Genomic DNA, 19,948 nt, shown 5'->3' with positions numbered 1-19,948 from the left:
CCCGCCCCCATGACGCTGCCCCATGCCGCCGTCCCGCCGATCAGCTGGCTGATCGCACTGACGGTGTGCAACCACGTGGCGTTCAATGCCAGCCGCGTGGTGGTGTCCCTGTTTGCCATTTCCCTGAAGGCGTCGACCGTGACGCTGGGCTTGCTGATGTCGCTCTACGCGCTGCTGCCCATGCTGCTCGCGATCCGTGCCGGCAAGCGCATTGACGAGATCGGTCCGCGCAAGCCGATGATGGCTGGCTCGCTGATGGTCGTGGCGGGCACGCTGCTGCCGGCGGTATGGCAGGAGATTGCCGCGCTCTACGTTTCCTGCGCGCTGATCGGCGTGGGTTTCATGCTCGTCCAGGTCGCGATGCAATTGCTGATCGGCCAGGTTTCCACCAACGACACGCGCCTGCGCAACTACACGCTGCACGCGCTCGGCATGTCGGTGTCGGGCACGCTCGGCCCGGTGGTCATGGGCTACGTGATCGAGCATGCGGGATTCCGGCCGGCGTTCCTGGTGCTGGTCGCGGTCGCGCTGGCCGGACAGGCCGGACTGCAATGGGTGCGCCCACGCCTGCCCGAGCAGGGTGGCAACGCCGGTCGCATCGCCATCGAAGATGGCAGCCGCCGCTCCACGCTGGACCTGCTGCAGCATCCCGAACTTCGCGCCGTCTTTGTCGCCAGCGCGGTCCTGTCGGCCGCCTGGGACCTGCACGCGTTCCTGATTCCGATCCAGGGCTCGCGCATCGGCCTGTCGCCATCGTCGATCGGCTGGGTGCTGGGCGCGTTCGCGATCGCCACGTTCGCGATTCGCGTGGCCATGCCGATGGTGTCGCGCCGCCTGTCGGAGTGGAAGATCATCCGGATCGCGCTGATGGTGGGCGCATCGGCCTACCTGGTCTACCCGTTCGTCGCCCACTTCTGGATGATGTGCGGCCTGGCCTTCATCCTTGGCCTGGCGCTGGGCAGTGCCCAGCCCAACGTCATGAATATCCTTCACACCGCCTCGCCCAGCGGCCGTGCCGGCGAGGCGCTGGGACTGCGCTCGGCGGTCCTCAACACCAGCCAGGTGGTATGGCCGCTCACCTTCGGCGTGGTCGGCACGGCGCTGGGCATGCTGCCCATCTTCCTGTCCATGGCGGGCGCCATGGGCATGGCGGGCCTCTATTCCCGGCGGCAGTCACGCGCCGCGCCAGCGGAACTTGCGCCGCCGACGCATTGATTTGCCGGCACACAAATGCGGCTTGCAGCGCATTCGCTATACTGAAATCAACCGGATTTCCGGCTGATTCCAACCGAATGCGACATGACTCAACTCGCTGACCTCCGCCGTACCTATGTCCTGGGCTCCCTGAACGAATCGGAAGTGGCGGCCGACCCGATGGCCCAGTTCAAACGCTGGTTCGATGAGGCCGTGACCGCCAAGCTCCCCGAGCCCAATGCGATGACGCTGGCCACCGTCGGCGCCGACGGCCAGCCTTCGGCACGCATCGTGCTTCTCAAAGGCATGGACGACAAGGGCTTTACCTTCTTTACCAACTACGAGAGCCGCAAAGGGCTGGACCTCGCCGCCAACCCGCGCGCCGCGCTGCTGTTCCATTGGGTGCAGCTCGAGCGCCAGGTGCGCGTGGAAGGGCGCGTGGAAAAGGTCGAGGACGACGAGAGCGACGCGTACTACGCCTCGCGCCCGCTGGGCTCGCGGCTGGGCGCCTGGGCCTCCGAGCAAAGCCGGGAGGTGCCTGGACGCGATGTGCTCGAGCAGCGCGAATCGGAGTACCGCGCCAAGTTTGGCGAGAACCCGCCCCGACCGGCACACTGGGGCGGCTACCGACTGGTTCCAACCGCGCTCGAATTCTGGCAGGGCCGGCCGTCGCGCTTGCATGACCGCATCGCGTACCGGCTGGACGCCGCCGACGGCTGGAAGATCGTGCGGCTGTCGCCCTGATGGGTGCACAGCACATTTCGGCGAATTGTCCTAAAGTGGGATAAGCGTCGCTTTGGGAATGTGTCAGGCACCGCGTAGCGCCATGCTCACGCGGCAGCCTTGAACACGCCCGTTACCGCGACCAGGCAGCGCCGGGCAAAGACTACCTGCTTGTTATCGCCCTGCGCCTTTCGTTCCGCAAAGTGTGCCGCAACGACAGGAGGTAACGCGCATGTTCTTCAAGCAAGCCCTAGACAAGCAACTGGACAGCTGGATTGCCGATCTGCGCGAGCACGCCAACCTGCCTGTCAAGCTACGCCTGTGGAATGGCAGCGAATATCCGCTGGGCCGCTACGACAAGCCCGACGTGACGCTGACGGTGCGCGAGGCAGGTGCCCTGCCCCTGCTGCTCACACCCAGCCTGGACAACCTGGGCGAAGCCTATGTCCAGGGGAAGATCGACCTGGACGGCAAGCTCACCGACATCATCGACGTCGGCTACCGCTTCTCGGCGGCGGCCAAGCGGCGCGCCGGCGGCGCGCTGGCCAAGGTGGCGCATCATTTCACGCACACCAAGCAGGAAGACAAGAACGCGATCCAGTACCACTACGACGTGTCCAACGAGTTCTACAGCCAGTGGCTGGACCCGAACATGGTCTATTCCTGTGCGTACTTTGAACACGGCAATGAAGATCTTGCCACGGCGCAGCGCAAGAAGATCGATCACATCCTGACCAAGATCCGCTTGCAACCGGGGCAGACGCTGCTGGATATCGGCTGCGGCTGGGGTGCGCTCGTGCTGCGCGCCGCGCAGAAATTCGGCGCGCAATGCGTCGGCATCACGCTGTCGCAGAACCAGTTCGACCTGGCTACCGCGCGTGTCAAGGCGGCAGGCCTGTCCGACAGGATCGAGATCCGCCTGCAGGACTATCGGGATATCACGGGCAGGTTCGATCGCATCACCAGCGTCGGCATGTTCGAGCACGTGGGCAAGAAGAACCTGCCCGCTTATTTCGGTCGCATGCGCGAGTTGCTGGCCGACCACGGCGTCGCCATGAACCACGGCATCACGGTGCCCGACCCCAGCGATGCACCGATGGACGGCTCCGAGTTCATGGACCGCTACGTATTTCCGCAGGGAGAGCTGCCGCATATCGGGCTGGTGCTGAAGACCATGCAGGAAGGCGGCCTCGAAGCATTTGACGTGGAGCTGCTGCGCCGCCATTATGCGCAGACGCTGCGGCACTGGGCCGAGAACTTCGAAGCCCATTCCGGCGCCATCCGCGACATGGTGGGCGAGAAAAAGTACCGTATCTGGCGCGTCTACCTGGCTGGCTGCGCGCACGCCTTCGATGCGGACCAGATGTCGATCTACCAGGTCGTGTGCCACAAGGCGGGCGAGGCATCGTCCGCGATACCGTGGTCGCGCCGCTATATCTATGACCATCCGATTGGCCTGAACGATTGACTGAAGATCTGTTCGGCGAGCTGCTTCCGCCAGTTTCGCCGCCCCCGCGCGCCGCCGATGGCGGTGCCGCGAACACCGCAAACAACCCCTCCCGCGGCAAATCCGTCCTGCCGGCACGGCCCGATCCCGCACTCGATGCGCTCGGAAAACAGCTGCCGTCCAATCTCTATCTCGGCACCTCGTCGTGGTCCTACAACGGCTGGAACGGGCTGGTCTATGACGGCGAGTACAGCGACAGCCTGCTCTCGCGCAAGGGCCTGGCCGCGTACTCGAAACATCCGCTGCTGCGCGCAGCCGGCATCGACCGCGGCTTCTACGGCCCGATCCCGCTGGCGGACTACCTGTCCTACGCCGCGCAGGTTCCCGAGTCCTTTCGCTTCCTGGTGAAGGCGCCCGCCAGCGTGTGCGATGCGTGGCTGCGCGGGTCGGACGGTGTCGGCCGGCTGGCCAATGCCGCCTTCCTGGACGCCGAAATCGCCATCCGTGACTTCATCACGCCAGCCACCACCGGATTAGGTGCCAAGTGCGGCCCGCTGTTGTTCCAGCTTTCGCCGCTGGGCAGCCTGACCAATGACGGCGCGGCGTTCCTCGAACGGCTCGACAGCTTCCTTGGCGCGTTGCCGCGGCTGGATCCCTCCATCACGCCGCATGTCTGCTATGCGGTGGAGATGCGCGACCCCGTCCTGCTGACGCCACGCTACATCAAGCTGCTGCGCGGGCACGGCGTGCGTTTTTGCCTGTCGGCACGCGACCGGCTGCCGCCGGTGCATCGCCAGGCCTCGGCGCAAGCCTTGATGGATGCCGACTCGCCCGGCCCGCTTGTGCTGCGCTGGATGCTGCATGCCGGCCGCCCGTACGAAGTGGCTGAATCGATCTATTCGCCGTTCAATCGCCTGGTGGATGAAGACCCCGAAACGCGCGAGGCCATCGCCGACCTGGTCGTGCGGACGCTGCGCGCCGGCCAGAGCGCGACCGTCATCATCAGCAACAAGGCGGAGGGCTCGGCGCCGCTGACATGCGTGCGGCTGGCCGAAGCGATCGCCGAGCGCCTGTGAACGCTGCGGCCGCTAACGCTAGCGGCGCAGCTTGCCCGCGAAGCGCTCGCGGAACTTCGCCAGCTTCGGCGAGATGACAAAGGCGCAGTACCCCTGGCTCGGATGGTCCTGGAAATAGTTCTGGTGGCTGGCTTCGGCACGCCAGTAAGGCTGCTCCGGCTCGATCTGCGTCACGATGGGCGCGTCGAAGGTCTTGTTGGCGACCAGTTCCCGCATGACGTACTCGGCCACGGCACGCTGCGCCTCGGAGTGCGTAAAGATCACCGACCGGTACTGCGGCCCCACGTCGTTGCCCTGCCGGTTGATGGTGGTCGGATCGTGGATCGCGAAGAAGATCTCGATGATCTCGCGGAAGTTGATGACGGCCGGGTCGAAGGTCACCCGAACGACTTCCGCATGCCCGGTATCGCCCTCGCTGACCTGCTGATAGGTCGGATGGCTGACATGCCCGCCGGTATAGCCGGACTCCACGGCGCGCACGCCGTTCACTAGCTGGTACACCGCCTCAAGGCACCAGAAACACCCCCCACCCAGCGTCGCCGTCTCCAGTTCGTGTTCCATGTTCGCCCCCCCCGGGATCCATGCGTTTTGTCGACCTGACGGTCTTAAGCATAAGCGCAGATAAGGCAATCTGCCTGCGGCGAATCCGCAGCGGGCGCACGGTATTGCGGCCCGCGCGACGCAGTGCGTGGTCAAACCCGTTACAATTCTCAAGAATCTGCCGACGATAGGGCACATCGTTGCGCAGCGCGACATCGAGGCGTAGACCCGAAATTCCTTGCCGCCAACGTTGCCTGCCACACCGACGCCAGCGCACAGCCGGGCGGATCTTGTCCCTGTCGCCGCGACCCCCAACTATGAATCATCATGACCGCCAGTGGAGCCCTTGCGATGGGCATGCCTGAAGCCCCGCCGCGGGAGACCGGCCAGGCCGCATCGCCGGATTTCGATTCGATGCATTTCCGCCGCACGCTGTCGCAGTTCGCGACCGGCGTGACAGTCATCACGACGCGCGCAAGCGCCGCATCCGTGGCCGCCGGGGCGCCGCCGTTCATCGGCATCACGGCCAGTTCGTTCAATTCCGTGTCGATGGATCCACCGCTGGTGCTGTGGAGCATGGCCACGCGCGCCAACAGCCTGCCGATGTTCCGCGACGGCTCGCACTACATCGTCAACGTGCTGTCGGCCTCGCAGCTCGACCTGTGCAAGCGCTTTTCCACGCTCAAGGGCGACCGCTTCGCGGGCGTCGATTACCGGCTGTCGGAGAATGGCCTGCCGATCCTGGGCAATGCCCTCGCCTGGTTCGAATGCCACAATCGCAGCCGCTATGACGAAGGCGACCACATCATCTTCGTCGGCGAAGTCGAGCGCTGCGGCGTGCTCGACAGCCACGAACCGCCGCTGGTGTTCCAGAACGGCGCCTTTTCGACCACATCGCCACTCGAAGACTGACGGCAGCGGCGCCGCCCTGGCGCTGCCCGCTCAGGTTCCCGCAGGATCCGCGGACTTCAGCACGGCCAGCGGCGAACTGTCGGTCTTGATCCGCTGCAGCACGATGTTGGAGCGGATATCCATCACACCGGGCGTGCGGTACAGCCGGTTCACGATGAAATCCGAGTAGTGCTTCAGGTTGCGCGCCTGCACGCGCAGGATGTAGTTGCTGTCGCCAGTGATGATATAGGCCGACAGCACCTCGGGCCACGCCTGCACGGCCGCGATGAAGGTGTCATGCCAGCCTTCCACGTCGTGCCGCATCGAGACCTGCACGATCGCTTCCAGTTCCAGTCCCAGCCGCTCGGCATCGAACCAGGCTCGGTAGCCGCCGATCACCCCTGACTCTTCCAGCAGCCGCACGCGCCGCAGGCACGCCGACGGCGATAGCGCCACGCGGTCGGCCAGGTCCTGGTTGCTGATGCGGCCGTGCTCCTGAAGGCACTCGAGAATGCGCAGATCGATGGGATCGAGGTTCATTCGAATATTTCAGCGTTAATTCACAAACAAATCGAATTTTATGCGAAATCACGCGGATTCTGCGGTGGATTTCGCAAGCCTCTTGCCGGTTTTTTTGACTATCATGCCGTCATCGACGACGACACAGGCACCGCGCTGCGGCAGCCGTGCAGACATGACCAACCGCCCCTTCCCGCCCGCCGACAGCCGCAAGCTGTGGGACATCAGCCCACCGCTTTCACCCGCCACGCCTGTCTGGCCGGGCGACACGCCGTTCCAGCAGGAAGCCGCCTGGCAGATGGATGAACACTGCCCCGTGAACGTGGGCCGCATCACGTTGTCTCCGCACACCGGCGCGCATGCGGATGCGCCGCTGCACTACGCCGCTGAGGGCGCGCCGATCGGCGCCGTTGGGCTGGAGCCCTACCTCGGGCGCTGCCGCGTGATTCATTGCGTGGGCGCCACGCCGGTGGTCGCGCCGCACCACGTGGAGCACGCGCTGGACGCCCTGCCGCCACGCGTACTGCTGCGCACCTACGCGCGCGCGCCGCTTGAACAGTGGGACGCCGGCTTCTGTGCCGTCGCGCCGGAAACCATCGCAGTACTTGCCGCGCACGGCGTGCAGCTGATCGGCATCGACACGCCGTCGCTGGACCCGCAGGAATCCAAGACCATGGACGCGCACCATGCCGTGCGCCGCCACGGTCTGGCCATCCTGGAAGGGCTGGTGCTCGATGCCGTCGCCGAAGGCGACTACGAACTGATCGCGCTGCCGTTGCGCTTTGCCGGGCTCGATGCCAGCCCGGTGCGCGCCGTGCTGCGCAGCCTTGACTAAACACCTTCCCGCAATCCCTTGCCCCACTCCGACATGACCGCACTCCCCCGCGAGCAATGCCTGTTGCTCGACCAGCAAGACCCCCTGCGCGCCTTGCGCGACCAGTTCGCGCTGCCTGATGGCGTGATCTATCTCGATGGCAATTCGCTGGGCGCACGGCCGCGTGCCGCCGCCGCGCGCGCCGCCGAAGTCGTCAGCGAGGAATGGGGCACCGGCCTGATCCGCAGCTGGAACACCGCCGGATGGTTCGAGCTGCCGCAGCGGCTGGGCAATATGGTGGCGCCGCTGGTCGGCGCCGGCGAGAACGAAGTGGTCGTCACCGACACCACCTCGATCAACCTGTTCAAGGTGCTGGCCGCAGCGCTGCGCGTGCAGGCCGCGCGCGATCCGTCGCGCAAGGTGATCGTGTCCGAAGCCAGCAATTTCCCGACCGACCTGTACATCGCCCAGGGCCTGGCCGACCTGCTGCAGGACGGCTATTCGCTGCGCCTGGTGAATTCACCGGCCGAGATCGAAGCGGCCGTCGGCGCCGACACCGCCGTGCTGATGCTCACGCACGTCAACTACAAGACCGGCGAGATGCTCGACATGGCCGCCCTCACCGAGCTGGCCCATGCGCGCGGCGCGCTGACGGTGTGGGACCTGTGCCATTCGGCCGGCGCCGTGCCGGTGGCGCTGAACGCGTCGAAGGCCGACTACGCGATCGGCTGCACCTACAAGTACCTCAACGGCGGCCCGGGCTCGCCGGCCTTCGTCTGGGTCGCACCCGCGCTGCGCGATGCGTTCTGGCAGCCGCTGTCGGGCTGGTGGGGCCATGCCGCGCCGTTCGCGATGGATCCCCAATACCGCCCGGTCGACGGCGTGCGCCGCTTCCTGTGCGGCACGCAGCCGATCACGTCGATGGCCATGGTCGAATGCGGCCTGCACATCTTCGCGCAGACCGATATGTCCGCCCTGCGTACCAAGTCGCTGCAGCTGACCGACCTGTTTATCGCACTGGTGGAAGCGCGCTGCCGCCACCATCCGCTGACGCTGGTCACGCCGCGCGAGCATGCGCGCCGCGGCAGCCAGGTCAGCTTCGAACATCCGGAAGGCTATGCCGTGATGCAGGCGCTGATCGAGCGCGGCGTGATCGGCGACTACCGCGAGCCGCGCATCATCCGCTTCGGCTTCACGCCGCTGTACACGAGCTTTACCGAGGTGTGGGACGCGGTGGAAACGCTGCGCGACGTCCTCGATACCGAAACCTACCGCGATGCGCGCTTCCATGCGCGCGGCGCGGTGACCTGAAAGCGGAGCCAACCATGAGCGAATTCAAGGGATGCCCGATGTCGGGCACCGCAGGGCGGGGCGCCCAGGACAAGCAAGGCGACCGATGGCATGGCGCGCAGATGGACTTCGCCAAGGACATGAGCTACGGCGACTATCTCGGCCTGGACCAGATCCTGAGCGCGCAGCATCCGCTCTCGCCGGATCACAACGAGATGCTCTTCATCGTGCAGCACCAGACCACCGAGTTGTGGATGAAGCTGATGCTGCATGAGCTGCGCGCGGCGCGTGCCTCGGTGCGGGAAGACACCCTGCCGCCGGCCTTCAAGATGCTGACGCGCGTGTCCCGCATCATGGACCAGCTGGTGCAGGCGTGGAACGTGCTGGCCACCATGACGCCGCCAGAGTACTCGGCGATGCGGCCCTACCTGGGCATGTCGTCGGGGTTCCAGTCGTATCAGTATCGCGAGATCGAATTCATCCTGGGCAACAAGAACGCGGCCATGCTGCGTCCGCATGCGCACCGTGCCGAACACCTGGCGTTGGTGGAGACGGCGCTGAAGACGCCCTCGCTGTACGACGAAGCGATCCGCCTGATGGCACGTCGCGGCTTTGCCATCGACGCCGACTGCGTCGAGCGCGACTGGAGCCAGCCGACTGCCTACAACGCTTCGGTCGAGGCGGCGTGGCTCGAGGTCTACCGCAATCCGAACGCGCACTGGGAACTGTACGAACTCGGCGAGAAATTTGTCGACCTTGAGGACTCGTTCCGCCAATGGCGCTTCCGCCATGTGACCACGGTCGAGCGCGTGATCGGCTTCAAGCGCGGCACGGGCGGCACCGAGGGCGTGAGCTACCTGCGCAAGATGCTCGACGTGGTGCTGTTCCCGGAACTGTGGAAGCTGCGCACGGACCTCTGAAGCGATCCGCGGACCCCGCTTCAGCCGGCCGGATCCGACAGCCGCGCGGCCAGCGCCTTCAGTGCGGGCGCCAGGGTCTGGTGGAACACAGACTCCTCCACAGTCCCGTAGGACGCGCTGCAGCTCAGCATATGCAGCTCCTTCTCCCCCACCGGCCGGAAGGCCACCGCACAGGCATGGATGGCCGGATGCCAGTCGCGGAACGATGACGAGTAGCCGCGGCGCTCCGCTTCTTCCAGCGCCACGCGCGTCGGCGTTTCCTGCTGCTTCCACTGCTCGGGAAAGGCCTGGCTGAATTCCGCCAGCACGCGTTCGCGCCGGGCCGTCGGCAGCGCCGACAGATACGCGCGTCCCATCGAGCTGGAGACCAGCGAGAGCCGCGACCCCACGCCGAGCCCGAGCATCACGCCCGCATCATTGCGGATCGACTCGAGGTAGATCACCTCCATGCGCTCGCGCTTGCCGAGCGACACCGAGACCCCATACGACTGCGCGAACGCCAGCATGTGCGGACGCGCCAGCATCACCACGTCCGACGCCGACAGGTAGGCATAGCCCAGCGCCAGCACGCCCGCATCGAGCGCGTACTTGCCCAGGCTTTCGTCATAGCGCAGGTAGCCAAGCTGGACCAGCGTACCGGCCAGCCGGCTCACCGTAGCCTTGGGAAAGCCGGTGCGGCGCACGAAATCCTGGTTGCCCAGCATGGCTTCGCCGGTGCGAAAGCAGCGCAGCAGTTCCAGGCCGCGCGCCAGCGCGGTGACGAAATTGGGATCGCTGTCGCGCGCCGCCGGGGCGGACACAGCGGGCGGGATGTCGGGAGAAAGGCTGCTCAAGGCTGGCTCCTGTTGGAGGTCCGGCGCCACGCGCGACAATCGAACACGCTGGTGCTCCTACCGCTTGCATGGCGAACGCATTGCGATATACTAATTCAACGGAACACAGTTCCGCAATGCGGAACCTAAAAATTCCACCGATTCCCTGGATTACCGCTGGGACGGGCGCGCCACACAGCGCCTGGCAGCGGTGCCCCCGCTCTACCGAAGGAGACCTGCATGGCTGCCAACGCCGAATTCCACTGGGCCGATCCCCTGCTGCTGGACCAGCAACTGACTGCCGACGAGCGCATGATCCGCGACGCCGCGGCGTCGTATTGCCAGGACAAGCTGATGCCGCGCGTCCTGCAGTCTTTCCGCAATGAAAAAACCGACGTGGAAATCTTCCGCGAGATGGGCGAACTGGGCCTGCTCGGCCCGACCATCCCCGAGCAATACGGCGGCCCGGGCCTGAACTACGTCAGCTACGGCCTGGTCGCGCGCGAAGTCGAGCGCGTGGATTCGGGCTACCGCTCGATGATGAGCGTGCAGTCGTCGCTGGTGATGGTGCCGATCCATGAATTCGGCAGCGAAGCGCAAAAGCAGAAGTACCTGCCCAAGCTGGCCACCGGCGAATGGATCGGCTGCTTCGGCCTGACCGAGCCGAACCACGGCTCCGACCCGGGCTCCATGGTCACCCGCGCCAAGAAGGTCGACGGCGGCTATGAGCTGAGCGGCGCCAAGATGTGGATCACCAACTCGCCGATCGCCGATGTGTTCGTGGTATGGGCCAAGCTGGCGGGCGAAGACGGCAAGGAAGACATCCGCGGCTTCATCCTGGAAAAGGGCTGGAAGGGCCTGAGCGCCCCGGCCATCCACGGCAAGGTCGGCCTGCGCACCTCGATCACCGGCGAAATCGTGCTCGATCAGGTGTTCGTGCCGGAAGAGAACCTCATGCCGGGCGTGAAGGGCCTGAAGGGTCCGTTCACCTGCCTGAACTCGGCACGCTACGGCATCGCCTGGGGCGCGCTCGGTGCCGCCGAATTCTGCTGGCATACCGCTCGCCAGTACACGCTGGACCGCAAGCAGTTCGGCCGCCCGCTGGCCCAGACGCAGCTGGTCCAGAAGAAGCTGGCCGACATGCAGACCGAGATCACGCTGGGCCTGCAAGGCTGCCTGCGCCTGGGCCGCATGAAGGACGAAGGCACCGCGGCGGTGGAGATCACCTCGATCATGAAGCGCAATTCGTGCGGCAAGTCGCTCGATATCGCCCGCGTGGCGCGCGACATGCTCGGCGGCAACGGTATCTCGGACGAATTCGGCGTGATCCGCCATGTGGTGAACCTGGAAGTGGTCAACACCTACGAAGGCACGCACGACATCCACGCGCTGATCCTGGGTCGCGCCCAGACCGGCCTGCAGGCCTTCTTCTGATCGAAGCCGACGTTTGCGGATGTTTGCGGACAGGCGCTCCGAGATAAAAAAGCCCGGCTGCGAGGCCGGGCGAAACACACTACCAAGGAGACGACGAGGCTGCCCCCGTCGATAAAACACCTGTCCTGAACCCCGGCCCCGCCTCAAGCGGGGCCGCGTTCATTTGTTCGGTTGCGGCGTGAGCCGCAGATAGGGCCGCACGGCCTTGTAGCCTTTCGGGAATTTCTCGCGGATCACCGCCTCGTCCTTCAGCGATGGGACGATCACGACATCATCGCCGTCCTGCCAGTTGCCCGGCGTGGCCACGCTATGGTTGTCCGTGAGCTGCAGCGAATCGATGACGCGCAGGATCTCGTTGAAATTGCGCCCCGTGCTCGCCGGATACGTGATGATCAGGCGGACCTTCTTTTTCGGGTCGATGATGAACAGCGAGCGCACCGTCAGGGTCTCGTTCGCATTCGGGTGGATCATGTCGTAAAGCTGGGACACCTTGCGGTCGCCATCGGCCAGGATCGGGAAGTTGACCGTGGTGGATTGCGTCTCGTTGATGTCCTGAATCCATCCTTTATGCGACTCGACACCGTCCACCGACAGTGCAATGGCCTTCACGCCGCGGCGCGCGAATTCGTCCCGGAGCTTTGCGGTCAGGCCCAGTTCCGTGGTGCACACCGGCGTGTAGTCCGCCGGATGCGAGAACAGCACCCCCCAGCTTTCGCCGAGCCAGTCATGGAAACGGATGCGGCCTTCACTGGAATCCTGCTCGAAGTCGGGGGCGAGATCGCCCAGGCGCAATGCCATGCTTTGTCTCCTGAAAAAAAGCGTGGAACCAGAGTATCCGCATTGCGATCGAACCCAAACGAATATAAAGTCACTACAAAATCACTCCAAGTCATATAGCGCGGCGCCGAGGGCGGGCGCTGCAAATATGACGCGATTTTGCCCTTATAGCCGTCGTGGTCTTGAAACCACAGGTACCCGCCACATATGCTAAGTAACAGACAACGCGTGCCGTTACTCTCGCAAGAAGGCAAAATGTCAGAAAACGCACAAACCGAACCAACCGCCCGCAAACAGGAGAAACTGATGAGCGATGTCAAGACCGTTCTGTCCGACGCCGAAGAACTGCTGAAGCAAGCGGCGTCGACCACCGGCGAAAAGGCTGCCGAACTGCGCGAGCGTGGCATGGGCCTGCTGAAGCAAGCCAAGGAAAAAGCCCAGGACCTGCAAGACGCCGTGGTCACCAAGAGCAAGGCCGCCGCACGCGCTACCGATGACTACGTGCACGACCATCCGTGGCGCGCCGTTGGCGCAGCCGCCGGCGTCGGCCTGCTGATCGGTCTGCTGCTTAACCGCAAGTAAGACTGCCCCGGTCGCGGCGCCCTGCGCCGCGACAACGCTGGCATTGCCCGTCATCGCGCACGGACATGCCGTTGGCCCGGCGCGGGCACGATGGATCGTGCCTACCGGGCTTTGCACGCTGAAAGGCGCGGCCGGTCCAGTGCCGCCGCGCCGCTTCCTCGCCGGAGTTGCATGAGCGAATCTCCTCCCTCACCCAAGTTGCTGGAGTCCGTGCGCAACCTGTTCGGTTCGCTGGTTGCGATGGTCCAGACGCGCCTGGAACTGGCCAGTGTCGAATTTGCCGAGGAACGCTCGCGGCTGATGAAGGTCGGCCTCCTGGCCTGCTTCGGCCTTGTCTTCTTCGGGATTGCGCTGGTGACCTTCACCGCCCTGATCGCCATCCTGTTCTGGGACACCTACCGCTGGCAGGCCCTCGTCGCGCTGGTGGTCACCTACCTGGTACTGTCCGCCGGGTGCCTGGCCACCGCCCGCCACCTTGTGCGCAGTGCCCCGCCCATGTTCGAGGCCACGCTGGCGGAAATCGACAAAGACCGGGAGACCCTGCGCCGATGACTACTCCGGAATCCGACGCCGGCAAGGCTTCCCGCCGCGAACATCCACGCCCCGTGCGCTACGCGCGTGAAATACGCCTGCCGCTCGAGGTCCGCAAGGAACTGCTGCTGACCCGCGCCGAACTCGAGCGCCATGACTTGCTGAAGGCCCTGCACGAGGTCAAAGGCGGCGCCCGGCGCCTGGGCAGCTTCGCCAACTGGCTGCCGCGGGCGGTCCGTCCCCATTCGTGGGTGAAGGTGCTGGGCCTGGCTCAGGACTATCCGCTGCTCAGCACGGCCGCCACGCTTGCCCTGCCCCTGCTGCGACGCACGCCACTGCTGCGCTGGACATGGAAGGCGTCCAAGCTTGGCGTCATCGCCGGCGCTGCCTACTGGGGCTACAAGACATGGCGCCAGGCCAAGAGCCAGGCAGTGGCCCCGCCTGACACCGGCGGCGCCCAGGGGCCGCAGGACACCGGCTTCCGCGACCCGCTCGTGCGTTAGCCGGGCATCAGGGCCGCCTGGCCTTGGCCCTGGCCGATCATCATCGCACCGCCCTGCCGCGATCCTGAAGCGAATGGCTTGGGCATCGCAATGTGAAATCCTTGCGCGAAATCCACGCCAAGCTCGCGCAGCCGCGCAAGGATGGCTTCGTTCTCCACATATTCCGCGATCGTCTTCTTGCCCGTGGCCTGGCCGATGCGCTGGATGACTTCCACCATCACCTGCTTGACGGGATCTTCGAGCATATCGCGCACGAAGCTGCCATCGATCTTCAGATACGTTGCCGGCAAGTGCCTCAGGTAGGGGAATGACGCCATCCCCGCGCCAAAGTCGTCCAGCGCAAATGCGCACCCCAGTCGCTGCATCTGCTCGATAAACGCCGTGGCCTGCGTCAGGTTGGCAATCGCCGCGGTCTCGGTGATCTCGAAGCAGATCCCGCTCAGTGCAATACCGGCACGTTGCGCCTGTTCGCGGACAAAGTCCGGGAACCGGACATCGGCCAGTGACGACGCGGACAGGTTGATCGCGCACAGCGCAATGGACTCGCCATGTTCCGCCCGCCGGCGCGCCAGCGCGGCAAACGCGGTTTCCACCACCCAGCGGTCGATCATCGGCATGAGGTTGTAGCGCTCGCAAGCCGGCACGAATGCCATCGGCGGCACCAGCTGGTTGCGCTCGTCCACCATGCGCAGCAGCAGCTCGATATGGCGCCCGCCACGCAGCTCGCCACGCAGCGGCATGATTTCCTGCGCGTAGAGGCAGAACCGGCCCGTCGCCAGCGCCGCATGCACCCGGCTGACCCATTCCATCTCGCCATGCCGCGCCTGTACCACGCTGTCGTTCGGATGGTAGACCTGGACGCGGTTGCGGCCATTTTCCTTGGCCACATAGCACGCGGCATCGGCGGCGCTGAGCGCCTCCGTCACGCCCGCAGTGCCGGCGTCCAGCGCCACCAGCCCGATGCTGGCCCCGACGGCAAACGTGCGCTGGCGATACGTGAAGCGGAACCCCGCCACGGCGCGCCGCAAGGCCTCGGCCTGCTGCTCGCCATCGGATCCCACGCAATGCTCCAGCAGGATGCCGAACTCGTCGCCACCCAGGCGCGCGAGCGTATCGCCCTGGTGCAACTGGCCGCGCATGATCGCGGCGATCTGCCGGATCAGTTCGTCGCCCGCGGCATGTCCGCAGGTGTCGTTGACGACTTTGAACTGGTCCAGGTCGAGGTACATCAGCACGTGCGTGCCGCCGGCATCCCGCAATCGCGCGATGGCTGCGGTCAGCCGGCGCTCGAACTCGGTCCGGTTGACCAGCCCGGTCAGCGCGTCATGGCTGGCCTCATGGGCCAGCCGGGCGGCATGCTCGCGCTCCTGGCTGACGTCATGCAGAACCACCACGACACCGCTCGCCTGCGCCGCGCGGTCGCGGATCAGCGCCACCGACGGCTTGACGGCCACCGTGCGCCCGCCACGGCCCGTCAGCAACGCCGTCACGCCGGGCCAGCGCTGCTGCAGCGCCAGCGCGACCAGCTTGCGCAGCGGTGCCTGGCTTCCCTCCTCGCACAAGGCGCATACCTGTTCCAGCGGGCGTCCGCAGGCCTCGGCCTCGCTCCAGCCGGTCAGGGCTTCGGCCGCGGGATTCAGCGACTCGATGCGGCCCCAGACGTCGGTGGTGACCACGGCATCGCCGATCGCCTGCAGCGTGACCTGGGCACGCTCCTTTTCGGCGAACAGCTGGGCCTCGTAGCGCTTTTGCTCCGAGATGTCGGTGAGCGAACCGGCCATGCGCCTGACCCGCCCGTTATCGCCACGGACCAGCCGCCCGCGCGCGCGCACCCACAGGTAGCCATCGCCGCGCGTACGCAGGCGGAACTCGACATCGTAAGGTTCGCTACGGCGCAGATGTGCCGAGAGCTTGTCGTCGAGCACATTCACGTCAGCCGGATGGAGCAGGCCGAGCAGCGTCTCGCGCGCCTGCGGCAACGCGTCCGGCGCGAAGCCGAGCATCTGCGCGCAGCGCGGCGAGAAATACAGCCGGCCGCTGTGCACATCCCAGTCCCACAGGCCGTCGTTGCTGCCGCCCACGGCCAGCTGCAGGCGCTCCTCGCTCCCGGCCAGCGCCTCGCGCAGGCGGCGTTCGCGGCGCAGCCGCCGGTGCGACAGCAGGATGGCGGAAAGCAGCAACGCGACCGCCACCACGATGGCCCCGACGCTGAGTGCTTGCGTGACGCGTCGCGATGCCTTGCCCAACTGGTGCGAGAACGCGGACTCCAGCGGCGTCAGCCGCGCATCGATGGCGCGGATGCCCTGCAGCACCGGTTCGGTACACGCCACGCCGCAGCCCGGTTGGGTGGCCAGTTGCCGCAGCACCATCGCCTGCTCATGGAGCGCGGCGATCTCGCGATCCCCCTCCGCCCAGATCCGGATCGCGGCATCGACCTCTTCGACGTGGCGAAAGTTGCGGTAGAGACGGATGATCCCCGCGATGTCATCGGGATGGATAGCGCCGGCGAGGAAGCCCGCCCGCGCGCGCTCGTCATCCGGCGTCTCGCGGTCGAGCTCGATACGGGCCCGGTGGTCGCCCATGGGCACCGCAATATCCGACAGGTAGGCCAGGAAATCGGCATCGTTGCGGTCTTCGCCATAACGCAGCAGGTGCATGACTGCGTTTTTCTGACCCTTGGACCATTCGCTCTCGCCCGCGACAAACGCACGCACGGCCGACAGGACGTCGACGCTGGCGATGGTGAACAGCGCCAGTGCAACGACCACGGGAACGAACGGCCAGATAACGCGCAATGCATGCACATCGCCCGGCAAAGACCTGCCTGCTTGCCGCATAGGACTTCCGACGGTTGGAGCGCTGCCGGCGTGGCGGCGCCAGCAGTACCGGGAGCGGATCATTGTCCGTTGCAGCCCAGGTGATGTCTCTAACTCGAAGTGGTTAATGCTGACCGTTGCGCGGCGCAAGCCCGCGCGAAAAAAACAAAAAGGGCCCGTGACTTGCGCCACAGGCCCTTCGAAATGCTGGTGGGTCGTGCGTGACTCGAACACGCGACCAACGGATTAAAAGTCCGCTGCTCTACCGACTGAGCTAACGACCCGAAAAAACAGAACCGCGATTATAGTGAGACGCTTCCCGTTGTGTCAAGCGTAAGGCGCCATCTCAGGCAAATGCCATGCGCTCAAGGCGCCATATCTGGTAGCGGAACGCCAGCACCGCGCCCGCCACGATGCCGCCCAGCGCGATGAACGAGCCGATCGCCAGCGTCGAAACCCCCGACAGCCCCTGCCCCACCGTGCAGCCGAGCGCCGTCACGCCGCCGGCACCCATCAGGATGCCGCCGATCATGTGGTTGGCGACGTCTTCCGCGTTGCCAAACCCCTCCCAGCGGAAGGTGCGCGTGGCCAGCGCATACACCGCCGCACCGGCGATCACGCCGAAGACGCTGACGATGCCGACGGTCAGCACCTTGCTCTTGTCGCTGAACATCATCAGCCAGTCGAGCGTGTAAGCATACGGCGCCACGAAACTAAGGCTTTCCATGCGGCCGCTGTTGGTGACGACAAACAATTCCTCCAGCGTATTGGGATCTTCCGCCACGTAGCCGAGATGGCCCGAGACGTACCACATGCCGACGATGATCAGGCCCACCGCGATGCCGCCCAGCAGGTTGTCGAACGTACGGAAGCCGCGCGCGGCCAACGCCCACACCACGAGCGCCCCGCCGAGCAGCAGGCCCAGGCCGAGCTGCAGCGCGCCGCGGGCCGCACCGGTGCCCTGCGACAGCAGCGACGGCAGGTCCTGCGTGGCCGGCAGCGTGATGGAGACGGCATCGACTGTATTGACGCGCACTACGCCGAACAGGCCGCGCAGCGTCATGTAGGCCGACAGCCCCAGGAAGACGAACACCACCAGCGACTTGAGGTTGCCCGCGCCGATGCGCACCAGTGTCTTGCTGCCGCAGCCCGAGGCCAGCACCATGCCGAAGCCGAACATCAGCCCGCCGGCCAGCGCCGACAGCCAGCTGAGCTTGCTGGCCGTATAGATGGTCTTGGTCGGATCGATCAACCCGGCCGAGGCCAGCACGCCGGTGCCGATCATGGCCACGCCGACGGCCAGCCCCCACATGCGCATGCGGCTCCAGTCGCCCATGTTGACGATGTCCGAGACCGCACCCATCGTGCAGAAATGCGTGCGCTGCAGGATGGCGCCGAACAGGAAGGTCAGGGCAAACGTGCTCAGCAGCACGGTGCGCGAAAGCGCGGCGATATCGATCTCGGGCATGTCGGGGGCGGTAATGGGAGGCGGGGGCGCGCTCAGGCGTTCTGGTAGCGAGTCGGGTCGGCAACGCCGGCCGCCTCGAAGCCCGCGCGGCGGATGCGGCAGGAATCGCAGACGCCGCAGGCACGGCCTTCGTCGTCGGCCTGGTAGCACGACACCGTCAGGCTGTAGTCCACGCCCAGGCGGATGCCGGCCTGGATGATCTCGGCCTTGGTCATGTCGATGATCGGCGCATGCACGCGGAACCGGTCGCCTTCCACGCCCGCCTTGGTGGCGAGGTTGGCCAGCGTCTCGTAGGCCGCGACATACTCGGGGCGGCAATCGGGGTAGCCCGAATAATCCACCGCGTTGGCGCCGAAGAACAGGTCGCGTCCGCCGACCGCTTCGGCCCAGCCAAGCGCCAGCGACAGCATGATGGTGTTGCGCGCCGGCACGTAAGTGATCGGGATACCGGACGATTCCCCATCGGTCGGCACGTCGAACTTGTCGTCGGTCAGCGCGGAACCGCCGAAGCGGCGCAGGTCCAGGTCGACAATTTCATGGCGGACGGCGCCAAGCGTGCTCGCCACGCGCTTGGCGGCCTCAAGTTCGGACGAATGGCGCTGGCCATAGCGCATCGACAGCGCATAGGTCTCGAAGCCCTGGGCCTTGGCCATGGCGAGAACGGTGGCGGAATCAAGCCCGCCCGAAAGCAGGACAATGGCGCGTTGGGTCATGATTGGCAGTCGCGCCGCAAAGGCGACGCAAGGAATTGCAGGCGAATCGCGTATTTTAGCGCGACTAGCAAAAAGGGCCCGCATTCCGCGAGCCCTGCAATCTCCGTCCGGTTCCGGCCGGCTTACTTCAGCGTCTTCAGCCGGTTGGTGGCGGCCTGCGCCCCTTCGGTACCAGGATACTTCGACACCACCTGTTCCAGCGTCTTCCTGGCCGCAGCCTTTTGGCCGGATTCGAGCTGGTTGTTGGCGATGGCGATCATGGCATCGGGCGCCTTCGGGTGCGTCGGGTTCGCCTGCAGCATGTTCTGCAGCACCGCGGTCGAGCCCTTGTAGTCGCGCTGCGCATAGAGCGAGTTGCCGAGCCAGTATTGCGCCAGCGGCAGGTACGGGCTCTGCGGATACTTCTTCACGAACGAGGCAAAGGAATTGCCCGCGCTCTTGAAGTCACCGGCCTGGAACTGCTTGAGCGCGGCGTCGTACTCGGGCTTCTCGTTCGGCTGCACCGTGCCCTCGCGGCCTTCGACGGTGACCTGCTGCGGCTCGAACTTCTTCAGGCGCGCATCCAGGTCAGCGTAGTAGTCCTTCTGCTGCTTCTGCAGCGAATCCACCGTGTTCTGCAGCACCTCGTTCTGGCCGCGCAGCCGGGCCACCTCCTGGCGCAGGCCTTCCAGCTGGTTCTGGATGTCGATCGTCGTGCGGCTGTTCTGCTCGATGCGCTGCGTGGCGGTCGCCTGGAAACCGTTGAACTGGTCACGCAGGGTGAGGACCGCCTTGCGCGCCTCGTCATCGTCGAACACGCCGGCACGGGCCTGCGCAAGGGGCAGCATGGCCGCGCCCGAAACGGCGGCGAGCCACAACAGGGTGGAAACGCGTGCTTTCATGGATGGCCTGTACGCGG

At 65.7% G+C, this 19,948-nt stretch carries 20 protein-coding genes and 1 tRNA gene; 12 read left to right on the top strand and 9 right to left on the bottom strand.

Annotation, left to right across the window (positions count from 1 at the left end):
• Positions 1-9 precede the first annotated feature (9 nt).
• The 4 genes from AC3FKH_RS05560 to AC3FKH_RS05545 all read left to right on the top strand — a co-directional run bounded on the left by AC3FKH_RS05560 (position 10) and on the right by AC3FKH_RS05545 (position 4,440).
• Positions 10-1,215 (top strand): MFS transporter, encoded by a 1,206-nt coding sequence (locus tag AC3FKH_RS05560; RefSeq protein ID WP_488673860.1) that lies wholly within the window; start codon positions 10-12, stop codon positions 1,213-1,215.
• A gap of 84 nt (positions 1,216-1,299) precedes the next feature.
• A complete protein-coding gene (gene pdxH, locus AC3FKH_RS05555; RefSeq protein ID WP_483708851.1) occupies positions 1,300-1,938 on the top strand; it encodes a pyridoxamine 5'-phosphate oxidase in 639 nt (212 codons plus the stop codon).
• A gap of 211 nt (positions 1,939-2,149) precedes the next feature.
• The gene (locus AC3FKH_RS05550) at positions 2,150-3,385 is read left to right on the top strand and encodes a class I SAM-dependent methyltransferase (protein ID WP_488673604.1); all 1,236 of its coding nucleotides are present in this window, start codon (positions 2,150-2,152) and stop codon (positions 3,383-3,385) included.
• Positions 3,382-4,440 carry a DUF72 domain-containing protein gene (locus AC3FKH_RS05545; RefSeq protein ID WP_488673602.1) on the top strand — a complete coding sequence of 353 codons (1,059 nt, stop codon included), beginning with the start codon at positions 3,382-3,384 and terminating at the stop codon, positions 4,438-4,440. Before AC3FKH_RS05550 ends, AC3FKH_RS05545 begins: the two co-directional genes overlap by 4 nt.
• 18 nt (positions 4,441-4,458) lie before the next feature.
• On the opposite strand, the gene msrA is transcribed toward AC3FKH_RS05545, so the two are convergent.
• Positions 4,459-5,001 carry a peptide-methionine (S)-S-oxide reductase MsrA gene (gene msrA / locus AC3FKH_RS05540; RefSeq protein ID WP_488673600.1) on the bottom strand — a complete coding sequence of 181 codons (543 nt, stop codon included), beginning with the start codon at positions 4,999-5,001 and terminating at the stop codon, positions 4,459-4,461.
• 330 nt (positions 5,002-5,331) lie between these two features.
• On the opposite strand from msrA, the gene AC3FKH_RS05535 reads away from it, so the two are divergent.
• On the top strand, positions 5,332-5,892 hold the full coding sequence (locus AC3FKH_RS05535) for a flavin reductase family protein (RefSeq protein WP_488673858.1): 561 nt from the start codon (positions 5,332-5,334) through the stop codon (positions 5,890-5,892).
• A 30-nt stretch (positions 5,893-5,922) separates the two neighbouring features.
• Here AC3FKH_RS05535 and AC3FKH_RS05530 read toward each other — a convergent pair whose 3' ends face one another.
• Positions 5,923-6,411, bottom strand: coding sequence for an Lrp/AsnC family transcriptional regulator (locus tag AC3FKH_RS05530; protein WP_483731465.1), 489 nt, complete (start codon positions 6,409-6,411; stop codon positions 5,923-5,925).
• Between the two features lie 154 nt (positions 6,412-6,565).
• On the opposite strand from AC3FKH_RS05530, the gene kynB reads away from it, so the two are divergent.
• Genes kynB through kynA form a run of 3 tightly spaced genes read left to right on the top strand, consistent with a single transcriptional unit; the run spans position 6,566 to position 9,414 of the window.
• Complete coding sequence (kynB, locus tag AC3FKH_RS05525) at positions 6,566-7,225, top strand: arylformamidase (protein WP_488673599.1); 660 nt, start codon at positions 6,566-6,568, stop codon at positions 7,223-7,225.
• Between the two features lie 33 nt (positions 7,226-7,258).
• Entirely contained in the window at positions 7,259-8,515 is a 1,257-nt protein-coding gene (kynU, locus tag AC3FKH_RS05520; protein ID WP_488673597.1) for a kynureninase, read from the top strand.
• 14 nt (positions 8,516-8,529) lie between these two features.
• Complete coding sequence (gene kynA / locus AC3FKH_RS05515) at positions 8,530-9,414, top strand: tryptophan 2,3-dioxygenase (protein ID WP_488673594.1); 885 nt, start codon at positions 8,530-8,532, stop codon at positions 9,412-9,414.
• 20 nt (positions 9,415-9,434) lie between these two features.
• Here the strand turns inward: kynA and AC3FKH_RS05510 are convergent, their stop codons facing one another.
• Entirely contained in the window at positions 9,435-10,247 is an 813-nt protein-coding gene (locus tag AC3FKH_RS05510; RefSeq protein ID WP_488673593.1) for an IclR family transcriptional regulator, read from the bottom strand.
• 219 nt (positions 10,248-10,466) lie between these two features.
• Here AC3FKH_RS05510 and AC3FKH_RS05505 point away from each other — a divergent pair, with 219 nt between their 5' ends.
• On the top strand, positions 10,467-11,660 hold the full coding sequence (locus AC3FKH_RS05505; RefSeq protein WP_488673591.1) for an acyl-CoA dehydrogenase: 1,194 nt from the start codon (positions 10,467-10,469) through the stop codon (positions 11,658-11,660).
• 159 nt (positions 11,661-11,819) lie between these two features.
• On the opposite strand, the gene AC3FKH_RS05500 is transcribed toward AC3FKH_RS05505, so the two are convergent.
• Positions 11,820-12,458, bottom strand: coding sequence for a peroxiredoxin (locus tag AC3FKH_RS05500; RefSeq protein WP_488673590.1), 639 nt, complete (start codon positions 12,456-12,458; stop codon positions 11,820-11,822).
• A 234-nt stretch (positions 12,459-12,692) separates the two neighbouring features.
• Between AC3FKH_RS05500 and AC3FKH_RS05495 the strand changes: the two genes are divergently transcribed.
• The 3 genes from AC3FKH_RS05495 (at position 12,693) to AC3FKH_RS05485 (ending at position 14,053) form a co-directional block, all read left to right on the top strand.
• Positions 12,693-13,019 (top strand): ElaB/YgaM/YqjD family protein, encoded by a 327-nt coding sequence (locus tag AC3FKH_RS05495; protein ID WP_488673856.1) that lies wholly within the window; start codon positions 12,693-12,695, stop codon positions 13,017-13,019.
• 171 nt (positions 13,020-13,190) lie between these two features.
• Complete coding sequence (locus AC3FKH_RS05490; protein WP_488673589.1) at positions 13,191-13,571, top strand: phage holin family protein; 381 nt, start codon at positions 13,191-13,193, stop codon at positions 13,569-13,571.
• The gene (locus AC3FKH_RS05485) at positions 13,568-14,053 is read left to right on the top strand and encodes a DUF3318 domain-containing protein (RefSeq protein ID WP_488673588.1); all 486 of its coding nucleotides are present in this window, start codon (positions 13,568-13,570) and stop codon (positions 14,051-14,053) included. Before AC3FKH_RS05490 ends, AC3FKH_RS05485 begins: the two co-directional genes overlap by 4 nt.
• Here AC3FKH_RS05485 and AC3FKH_RS05480 read toward each other — a convergent pair.
• From AC3FKH_RS05480 to ybgF, 5 genes are all read right to left on the bottom strand, one after another.
• A complete protein-coding gene (locus AC3FKH_RS05480; RefSeq protein ID WP_488673587.1) occupies positions 14,050-16,890 on the bottom strand; it encodes an EAL domain-containing protein in 2,841 nt (946 codons plus the stop codon). The genes AC3FKH_RS05485 and AC3FKH_RS05480 overlap by 4 nt on opposite strands.
• 187 nt (positions 16,891-17,077) lie before the next feature.
• Positions 17,078-17,153, bottom strand: a tRNA-Lys gene (locus AC3FKH_RS05475).
• A 62-nt stretch (positions 17,154-17,215) separates the two neighbouring features.
• Entirely contained in the window at positions 17,216-18,337 is a 1,122-nt protein-coding gene (locus tag AC3FKH_RS05470; RefSeq protein ID WP_488673585.1) for a YeeE/YedE family protein, read from the bottom strand.
• A gap of 32 nt (positions 18,338-18,369) precedes the next feature.
• Complete coding sequence (gene queC / locus AC3FKH_RS05465) at positions 18,370-19,050, bottom strand: 7-cyano-7-deazaguanine synthase QueC (protein WP_488673583.1); 681 nt, start codon at positions 19,048-19,050, stop codon at positions 18,370-18,372.
• A gap of 122 nt (positions 19,051-19,172) precedes the next feature.
• On the bottom strand, positions 19,173-19,931 hold the full coding sequence (gene ybgF, locus AC3FKH_RS05460; RefSeq protein WP_488673581.1) for a tol-pal system protein YbgF: 759 nt from the start codon (positions 19,929-19,931) through the stop codon (positions 19,173-19,175).
• Positions 19,932-19,948: the final 17 nt, after the last annotated feature.

Source organism: Cupriavidus sp. 21MJTG02-4 (assembly GCF_057798975.1).
This window is presented reverse-complemented; position numbering and strand designations above follow the sequence as displayed.

Coding starts and splice junctions, on each gene's coding strand:
- AC3FKH_RS05560 (WP_488673860.1), top strand. CDS start 10: ATGACGCTGCCCCATGCCGCCGTCCCGCCGATCAGCTGGCTGATCGCA.
- pdxH (WP_483708851.1), top strand. CDS start 1,300: ATGACTCAACTCGCTGACCTCCGCCGTACCTATGTCCTGGGCTCCCTG.
- AC3FKH_RS05550 (WP_488673604.1), top strand. CDS start 2,150: ATGTTCTTCAAGCAAGCCCTAGACAAGCAACTGGACAGCTGGATTGCC.
- msrA (WP_488673600.1), bottom strand. CDS start 5,001: ATGGAACACGAACTGGAGACGGCGACGCTGGGTGGGGGGTGTTTCTGG.
- AC3FKH_RS05535 (WP_488673858.1), top strand. CDS start 5,332: ATGGGCATGCCTGAAGCCCCGCCGCGGGAGACCGGCCAGGCCGCATCG.
- AC3FKH_RS05530 (WP_483731465.1), bottom strand. CDS start 6,411: ATGAACCTCGATCCCATCGATCTGCGCATTCTCGAGTGCCTTCAGGAG.
- kynB (WP_488673599.1), top strand. CDS start 6,566: ATGACCAACCGCCCCTTCCCGCCCGCCGACAGCCGCAAGCTGTGGGAC.
- kynU (WP_488673597.1), top strand. CDS start 7,259: ATGACCGCACTCCCCCGCGAGCAATGCCTGTTGCTCGACCAGCAAGAC.
- kynA (WP_488673594.1), top strand. CDS start 8,530: ATGAGCGAATTCAAGGGATGCCCGATGTCGGGCACCGCAGGGCGGGGC.
- AC3FKH_RS05505 (WP_488673591.1), top strand. CDS start 10,467: ATGGCTGCCAACGCCGAATTCCACTGGGCCGATCCCCTGCTGCTGGAC.
- AC3FKH_RS05500 (WP_488673590.1), bottom strand. CDS start 12,458: ATGGCATTGCGCCTGGGCGATCTCGCCCCCGACTTCGAGCAGGATTCC.
- AC3FKH_RS05495 (WP_488673856.1), top strand. CDS start 12,693: ATGTCAGAAAACGCACAAACCGAACCAACCGCCCGCAAACAGGAGAAA.
- AC3FKH_RS05490 (WP_488673589.1), top strand. CDS start 13,191: ATGAGCGAATCTCCTCCCTCACCCAAGTTGCTGGAGTCCGTGCGCAAC.
- AC3FKH_RS05485 (WP_488673588.1), top strand. CDS start 13,568: ATGACTACTCCGGAATCCGACGCCGGCAAGGCTTCCCGCCGCGAACAT.
- AC3FKH_RS05480 (WP_488673587.1), bottom strand. CDS start 16,890: ATGCGGCAAGCAGGCAGGTCTTTGCCGGGCGATGTGCATGCATTGCGC.
- AC3FKH_RS05470 (WP_488673585.1), bottom strand. CDS start 18,337: ATGCCCGAGATCGATATCGCCGCGCTTTCGCGCACCGTGCTGCTGAGC.
- queC (WP_488673583.1), bottom strand. CDS start 19,050: ATGACCCAACGCGCCATTGTCCTGCTTTCGGGCGGGCTTGATTCCGCC.
- ybgF (WP_488673581.1), bottom strand. CDS start 19,931: ATGAAAGCACGCGTTTCCACCCTGTTGTGGCTCGCCGCCGTTTCGGGC.